This is a genomic window from Flavobacterium sp. (genome assembly GCF_035456085.1).
GTDB lineage: Bacteria > Bacteroidota > Bacteroidia > Flavobacteriales > Flavobacteriaceae > Flavobacterium.
On record NZ_DATIDY010000184.1, the window covers coordinates 1 to 7,448 of the forward strand.

General features: G+C 33.5%; 8 protein-coding genes. 5 read left to right on the forward strand and 3 right to left on the reverse strand.

Annotation, left to right across the window (positions count from 1 at the left end):
• The 5 genes from VLC96_RS13800 to VLC96_RS13820 form a co-directional block, all read left to right on the forward strand.
• Positions 1-261 (forward strand): carbohydrate kinase family protein (locus tag VLC96_RS13800; RefSeq protein WP_325263796.1); only part of this gene is annotated, 261 nt, incomplete at its 5' end.
• A gap of 524 nt (positions 262-785) precedes the next feature.
• A complete protein-coding gene (locus tag VLC96_RS13805; RefSeq protein WP_325263798.1) occupies positions 786-1,238 on the forward strand; it encodes an Hsp20/alpha crystallin family protein in 453 nt (150 codons plus the stop codon).
• 71 nt (positions 1,239-1,309) lie between these two features.
• Complete coding sequence (locus VLC96_RS13810) at positions 1,310-2,494, forward strand: cation:proton antiporter (RefSeq protein ID WP_325263799.1); 1,185 nt, start codon at positions 1,310-1,312, stop codon at positions 2,492-2,494.
• 53 nt (positions 2,495-2,547) lie between these two features.
• Positions 2,548-2,838 carry a hypothetical protein gene (locus tag VLC96_RS13815; RefSeq protein WP_325263800.1) on the forward strand — a complete coding sequence of 97 codons (291 nt, stop codon included), beginning with the start codon at positions 2,548-2,550 and terminating at the stop codon, positions 2,836-2,838.
• Positions 2,839-3,064: 226 nt separating this feature from the next.
• Complete coding sequence (locus VLC96_RS13820) at positions 3,065-3,688, forward strand: porin family protein (RefSeq protein ID WP_325263802.1); 624 nt, start codon at positions 3,065-3,067, stop codon at positions 3,686-3,688.
• Between the two features lie 58 nt (positions 3,689-3,746).
• On the opposite strand, the gene VLC96_RS13825 is transcribed toward VLC96_RS13820, so the two are convergent.
• The 3 genes from VLC96_RS13825 to asnS all read right to left on the reverse strand — a co-directional run.
• Positions 3,747-4,352 carry a hypothetical protein gene (locus VLC96_RS13825; RefSeq protein WP_325263804.1) on the reverse strand — a complete coding sequence of 202 codons (606 nt, stop codon included), beginning with the start codon at positions 4,350-4,352 and terminating at the stop codon, positions 3,747-3,749.
• A gap of 24 nt (positions 4,353-4,376) precedes the next feature.
• Positions 4,377-5,843 (reverse strand): RNA polymerase factor sigma-54, encoded by a 1,467-nt coding sequence (rpoN, locus tag VLC96_RS13830; RefSeq protein WP_325263806.1) that lies wholly within the window; start codon positions 5,841-5,843, stop codon positions 4,377-4,379.
• 335 nt (positions 5,844-6,178) lie between these two features.
• Positions 6,179-7,448: asparagine--tRNA ligase (gene asnS, locus VLC96_RS13835; RefSeq protein WP_325263808.1), on the reverse strand; the 1,270-nt coding region annotated here is incomplete at its 5' end.

The following is a 7,448-nucleotide window of genomic DNA, read 5'->3' on the forward strand; positions in this document are numbered from 1 at the left end:
GGAGCTGTTTTGTACTATAATGATAAATTTTATTATAATAGTGGCTATTTTATTAAAGTTGTTGATACTGTTGGTGCCGGGGATTCTTTTTTAGCTTCATTAATAGTAAGATTATTAAGAGGAAAGTCGCCTCAAAAATCGTTGAACTACGCTTGTGCAATTGGAGCATTGGTGGCTGGGGAAGAAGGAGCAAATCCGAAGATTTCTGCAGAAGTAATTAGGGATTATATGAAGATTGAGAAAAAAAGTGAAAAAGAATAGTTTATGATTTTAGCAAAGTGTTGCAATAATTATTTTTGAATTAAACCACTAGGGTTTTATTATTCGGTGAAATTTGTGACTCAAATTTTTCACCATCAACGTTATAATTTAAATGATTATTTTTAAGAGTTCATTCCTCTCTGCAACAAAAAGTTCAGTTTGTATTCTTACAGGCTGAACTTTTTTTTTGACTCATTATCATAGAATTTTTTTCAGTAAATAATGAGCTTAAAAACAAACAAAAACTGTCGCAAAAAAACATTCTGAAAAATTGACAGTCCAAATACGATGAAGCTAAAATTCTTAAAAAAAACATTGTAAATTATTGATTATAAATAAGTTGTTGTTTTTTAAAATATAATGCAATTAATTATTTTCCTCACAAAATCAGTTGACATTTTTTCAGATAAAAGATGAAAAATTGTCATTTTTAGCGCTTGGCACAATTTTGGTTTTTAGACTTACATCACTGTTAATCAGTATGTGTTAAAAAATAATGTCAAACAATTTAAAAGTAAAATGTTATGAATCTTATCAAGAGAAATGGTAACCAAATTCCAGGTTTCCAACGTAGATTTTTTGATGATGTTTTTGGCCGCGAGCTTTTCAATTGGGAAAACAACAATTTTTCTACAACAAGCACTACGTTGCCATCAGTAAACATCAAAGAAACTTCAGATAATTATGAAGTTGAAGTTGCGGCTCCAGGGCTGGACAAAAATGATTTTAAAGTATCACTTGACGGCAGCTTGTTGACTATTTCTTCAGAAAAAGAAAACCAACAAGTGAGTGAAGAAGAAAATTTCACACGTAGAGAGTTCAGTTACCAATCATTTCAACGTAGTTTTGAATTGCCTAAAAATGTAGTAGACGAAGATAAAATTAGTGCCCGCTATGAAAATGGGTTGCTATATCTGTCTATTCCAAAAAAAGAAGAGGCAAAACAAAAGCCACCTAGAATGATTGAAATTGCTTAATCTCTGATTTATTTTACTTTTGATTAAAGCTGCTCTTCGGGGCAGCTTTACCATTATAAAAAACAATTGGTATGTCATCGCAATTATTCTCAGGGATAGCTGTACTGTCCTTTGTTGTTTTACTGTTAATTCTTCTTTTGCGCCACTTAAAACAACCTTATTTTATAGCATATATTGTTTCGGGGATTTTGCTTGGTCCTAAAGTTTTAAATATTATCCATGCTTCTAATGTAGTTTCTGAGTTAGGCGAAATTGGCATCGTTTTATTGATGTTTTCAATTGGTACTGATATTGACTTGAGGCATTTTAGTCAAAACTTTTATAAACCGCTCACAATTGCATTGGTACAAATAGCGCTAAGTTTTTTTTGCATGTTTGTCATTGGAAGCCAAGTCGGGTGGGATCTCAATACAATTGTTTTAATATCTTTTATTATAAGTTTGAGTAGTTCGGCAATTATATTTCAGTATTTGACACGAACAGGAGAAATTAAAAGCCAGCTTGGAATTATAACTTGCGGAGTATTGTTAATGCAGGATATTCTGGTTGTACCAATGATATTGGCGTTGAATTTTATGTCAGGTAGCAATGCTTCCATTTTGGATTTGATAAAAGTTTGTATTGGTGGTGTTCTGATCCTTTTATTTTTAAGGGCGGCCATTACAAAAAAACTTTTCCAGATCCCAATGCGAAGAGAAATTATTGCAGACCATGATCTACAAGTATTTATTGGTTTTTGTTTATGTTTTGGAATTGCTTGGTTTAGTTCCTGGTTTGGTCTGTCACCAGCTTTTGGTGCTTTTGCGGCTGGAATATTAATTGGTCAGGACAAAGCAACGCGTTGGTTGGGCAAATCACTAATACCGTTTAGAGTTTTCTTTATGGTTTTCTTTTTCATAACAATAGGATTGCAGCTTGACATTGATTTTTTTATCAATAATGCTGGTACAGTTGTTATGATTGCGATTGCAGTTTTGGTAATCAACAGTTTAATTAATGCGATACTTTTTAATCTAACAGGCAATAACTGGAGAGATAGTTTGTATGGCGGTGCGCTTTTATCGCAAATAGGCGAATTTAGTTTTGTGCTTGTAACTCTTGGAGCATCACGCGGTTTGGTTGGTAATTATCTCTATCAAATTACACTTGCGGTGATAACCTTTACGATGTTATTATCGACTATATGGCTGGCGATAATTCAACGATTGATTTACAAATTGCCAGTTACAAATATGGTCAAACCTAAGATTAAATAATTATGTAGATAATTAAACCAAAAAGAAATTGTCAAATGTAAATATAATCTGAAATGGAGCATTTATTTTTGATTTCGTTTAATATCAAAACACCATCTGGTTTTGAATCGTATGTCACTTTCAATCTTGGAGAAAAAGGTGATAAGGCCAAAGCTATTTTTGATATGTTAAATGGTTCTTTGGAATTATCTGATAAAACAATTTTGACAATGGATTTCACTGAAATGAAAGATGGAATTCCATTGCCTATAAAAATGCTGGATTGCACATTGGATCAGGTTATTGATAATACAAAAATCATCACGCGTGAATTATTCAAAAATCTTAATTTAGATGAGGAATAAACTAGCTAACCGAGTAGTCGAACGTAAAGAAAATGTTCAATCATAAATTGGTTTGACTTTTTTTATGATATTTGTAATAGTTTTCAGTTACACTACGTTTTGATAGGTTTTGCCTTCAACGAACCGTTTAATTCTCAAAATAATGATGCGATACATACTTGGTTGTTTTTTGTTTTTATCTTTTTTTAAAGGCTTTTCGCAAGAGGCAACATTCAAATTGGATACATTGAAAATCCAACATGATAGTTTGTATCGAGAAGATCAGTTTTATGCTCAGCTTAATTATAATTCGATTGTCAAAAAACCAGACGGGCTGGTTCAGGACAAAATTTCATTTGGTTTCGGAGTCGGATTTCTTAGAGATTTTCCTTTAAATAAAAACAGAACTTTTGCTATTGCACCGGGAATTGGTTTATCTTTCAATAATTATATCCAGAATATGTCTATCACTGGAACCAATCATGCACCCATTTATAACATTATTCCATCCGAATTTGATTATGATAGAAACAGATTCGAACAATTTAGACTTGATGTTCCAATTGAATTCAGGTGGCGTACTTCAACTCCAGAATCATTTCAATTTTTTAGAATATATGGTGGTCTGAAATTGAGTTATCTATTGAGTGATAAATCTGTTTATGATGATGGAACTCAGAAAATTGTCATAAAAAACAATAAAGATTTTGAAGACTTTATTTATGGTGTTTACCTTTCAATGGGATATAGCGCTTTCAACCTTCAAATTTATTATGACCTGAATTCTATTTTTAAATCATCAGCACAAATTAATTCTGTTCCAATAACAATGAACGCTTTGAGCCTTGGGGTGATTTTTTATATTTTGTAGACTTTTTATAAAGTTTCTAATTGGCTAAGTTTAAAAATTCTTCAATTGTCAATCTGAATTAAAGCCACAAAAACAAAAACAATATTTGAGGAATACTGCCCAAAAGAACTCCGATAATTAATTCGTTTGGTGTGTGTGCTTGCATCACTAAGCGGGAGGAAGCTACAAACCCATTCATTAGCAATAAAAAAGGAACGAGATAGATATTTCCGAGTTGCAAATGAATATTTAAACCGAAAACAAAAACCGTTAAAGCCGAAATCGCAAGCATATGAAGACTTGCTTTGAATTTTGCATATAGCAATCCAAGTGCGATTAAGGTGCTAAATAAAGCGCCTATAAAGAAAAAATGCAATTCTGGATAATATTCGAGCGGAATGCTTTTTCTAAGTAATATTATAATTAAAAAGCTTTGGAAGATTAAAGGTATTTTGCGCTGCTCCAAATCCGAAATCATTATAGAATCTATCTTCCGATTATAACGAAGCAAATAATACAAAGCCATCGGAATAGCTATAGTAACTATCGAAATCTGCCAGAAAAACGGAGTAACTTGTTTGATATTATAATCTGCTGTATGGAATAAAAAATAGAAGACACAAGCTTGTACAGGTGTAAAAAGCGGGTGAAAAACATAAGAAAATATGGGAAGTATTTTTTTCAATTTAAAAAGATATTTAAAGAATAACTAAAGTTTCTTTCTCATACGCGCTACGGGAATTTCTAGTTGCTCCCTATATTTAGCAATAGTTCTTCTTGCAATTGGATATCCTTTTTCTTTGAGTATTTCGGCCAAAAGATCATCTGGAAGCGGATTTCTTTTATCTTCTTCTTCGATAGTATTTTGTAAAATTCTTTTGATTTCAAGTGTAGAAACTTCTTCTCCCTGATCGTTTTTCATTGCTTCAGAGAAGAATTCTTTGATCAGCTTTGTGCCATATGGCGTTTCAACATATTTACTGTTGGCAACTCTGGAAACTGTCGAGATATCAAGCCCGATCATGTCGGCAATGTCTTTCAGGATCATTGGTTTCAAACGGGTTTCATCACCATCCAATAAATAGTCTTTTTGATAATGCATAATGGCATTCATCGTCACAAACAAAGTGTCCTGACGTTGTTTTATAGCATCAATAAACCATTTAGCCGAATCCAGTTTTTGTTTAATAAACTGAACGGCATCTTTTTGAGAACTTGATTTGTCTTTTGATTCTTTATAAGTTTGCATCATTTCCTGATAATCTTTGGAAACGTGCAATGATGGTGCATTTCGACCGTTTAATGTAAGTTCTAATTCACCTTCGACAATACGAATGGTAAAATCGGGAACTATATTTTCGGTAATTTTATTATTTCCAGAAAAAGAGCCACCTGGTTTAGGGTTGAGTCTCTCGATTTCATGAATAGCATTTCTAAGTTGCTCATTCGAAATACCTAATTTTTGAGTCAATTTATCATAATGCTTTCTGACAAATGCATCAAAATGGTGCTCGATAATAATGGTTGCATTTTCAACCGATTCGGTTGGGGTTTTATGTTTAAGTTGCAATAATAAACATTCCTGTAAATCACGCGCACCAACCCCAGTCGGTTCCAATTCATGAATGATATTCAGAATGCTTTCGACTTGTTTTTCGGTAGTGTAAAGCCCTTGTGTAAAAGCCATATCATCGACCAAATCGGCAGTGCTTCTTCGGATATATCCAGTGTCGTCGATGCTTCCAACCAAAAATTCGGCAATATCACGCTCTTCATCACTCAGAATAAAAGTATTCAATTGATTGATGAGGTCCTGATGAAAACTTATTGCTGCAGCAAAAGGCGTTTCCTTAGTTTCATCATCATCACTGTAATTGTTGGCTTGTGTTTTGTAATCTGGAGTGTCGTCACTGCTTAAGTATTCGTCTATGTTAATGTCTTCGGCATCGATTCTGTCAATTTCCGAATCTTCATAGTCGTCATACTCTTCCGTTTCGAATTCGTCTTTTTCATAATCATCCTCCTCTTTTCCAGATTCTAAGGCAGGATTTTCATTCATTTCTTCCAACAAACGTTGTTCAAATGCTTGCGTAGGCAACTGAATTAACTTCATCAGCTGAATTTGCTGTGGAGATAATTTCTGTGATATTTTTAAATTTAAAAATTGCTTTAGCATAAAAAAAAGTTGCTGAGTTACTGAGTGATTAAGTCGCTGAGTAACTTTTGTTGATGAATTATATTTATTTTATCGGTCTCAGGAATAGTTAAAGCTGTATGTCTTAATTACATTTGCTTTAGCTCCTACAAAATATTTAAGCCACAAATTACACAAATTTTCACAAATTGATTAGTGTAAATTTGTGTAATTCGAGGTTAATAAATAAGCATTGCAACCTTGCAGACTTTCAGTCGGTCAAACCATATTTATGGACTTTTACTCCATAAATATGGTTCATGTACTATCTAAATAAAACTTAGAATCTTAGCGCCTCAGCAACTTAGAATCTTTTTTTAAAATTCCGCATTTTGTGGTGTTCTTGGGAAAGGAATTACGTCACGAATGTTTGTCATTCCAGTTACAAAAAGCACCAATCTTTCAAATCCAAGTCCGAAACCGGAGTGCACCGCTGATCCGAATCTTCTTGTATCAAGATACCACCATAATTCTTCTTCGTCAATTCCAAGAGCTTTCATTTTTTCTACCAAAACATCAAAACGTTCCTCTCTTTGCGAACCTCCCACAATTTCTCCAATTCCAGGGAAAAGGATGTCCATTGCGCGAACTGTTTTTCCGTCTTCGTTCAAACGCATGTAGAAAGCTTTGATATTCGCTGGATAATCAAACAAAATTACTGGCGATTTAAAATGTTTTTCTACCAAATAGCGCTCGTGTTCTGACTGTAAATCAGCTCCCCATTCGTTAATAATATATTGGAATTTCTTCTTTTTATTTGGAGTTGAATCTCTCAAAATATCAATAGCTTCAGTGTACGAAACACGTTTGAAGTTATTGTCTAAAACGAAATTCAATTTTTCCAACAAAGTCATTTCGCTTCGTTCTGCTTGTGGTTTTGATTTCTCTTCTTCCAATAATCTTCCTTCAAGGAACTTTAAATCATCAACGCAATTGTCTAAAGCATATTTTATTACATACTGAATAAAATCTTCTGCCAAATCCATATTGTCATCCAAATTATTGAAAGCAACTTCTGGTTCAATCATCCAAAATTCAGCCAAGTGACGAGAAGTATTCGAATTCTCAGCTCTAAAAGTTGGCCCAAAAGTATAAATCTGACCCAAAGCCATTGCAAATGTTTCTCCTTCTAATTGTCCGGAAACGGTTAAATTAGTATGCTTCCCGAAGAAATCTTTCTTGTAATCAATGTTTCCTTCTTCAGTTTTTGGCAAATTATCCAATGGCAAAGAAGTCACCTGAAACATTTCTCCAGCACCTTCTGCATCTGCTCCTGTAACGATTGGCGTGTTTACATATACGAACCCTTTTTTCTGAAAATAGCTATGCACCGCAAATGACAATACAGAACGTACTCTCATAATAGCACCAAAAGCATTGGTACGAACACGTAAATGTGCATTTTCACGCAAGAATTCCAAAGAGTGTTTTTTCGGCTGCATTGGGAATTTCTCAGCATCAGAATCTCCAAGAATTTCAAGCGTTTTAACCTGAATTTCATATTTCTGACCAGCACCTTTGCTTTCTACCAAAGTTCCAATTACAGAAACCGCAGCTCCGGTTGTAATTCTTTTTAAAGTTTCTTCC

Excerpts from the sequence above, each read along its gene's own strand:
- VLC96_RS13815 (WP_325263800.1), top strand. The coding sequence starts at position 2,548 with ATGGAGCATTTATTTTTGATTTCGTTTAATATCAAAACACCATCTGGT.
- VLC96_RS13810 (WP_325263799.1), top strand. The coding sequence starts at position 1,310 with ATGTCATCGCAATTATTCTCAGGGATAGCTGTACTGTCCTTTGTTGTT.
- VLC96_RS13805 (WP_325263798.1), top strand. The coding sequence starts at position 786 with ATGAATCTTATCAAGAGAAATGGTAACCAAATTCCAGGTTTCCAACGT.
- rpoN (WP_325263806.1), bottom strand. The coding sequence starts at position 5,843 with ATGCTAAAGCAATTTTTAAATTTAAAAATATCACAGAAATTATCTCCA.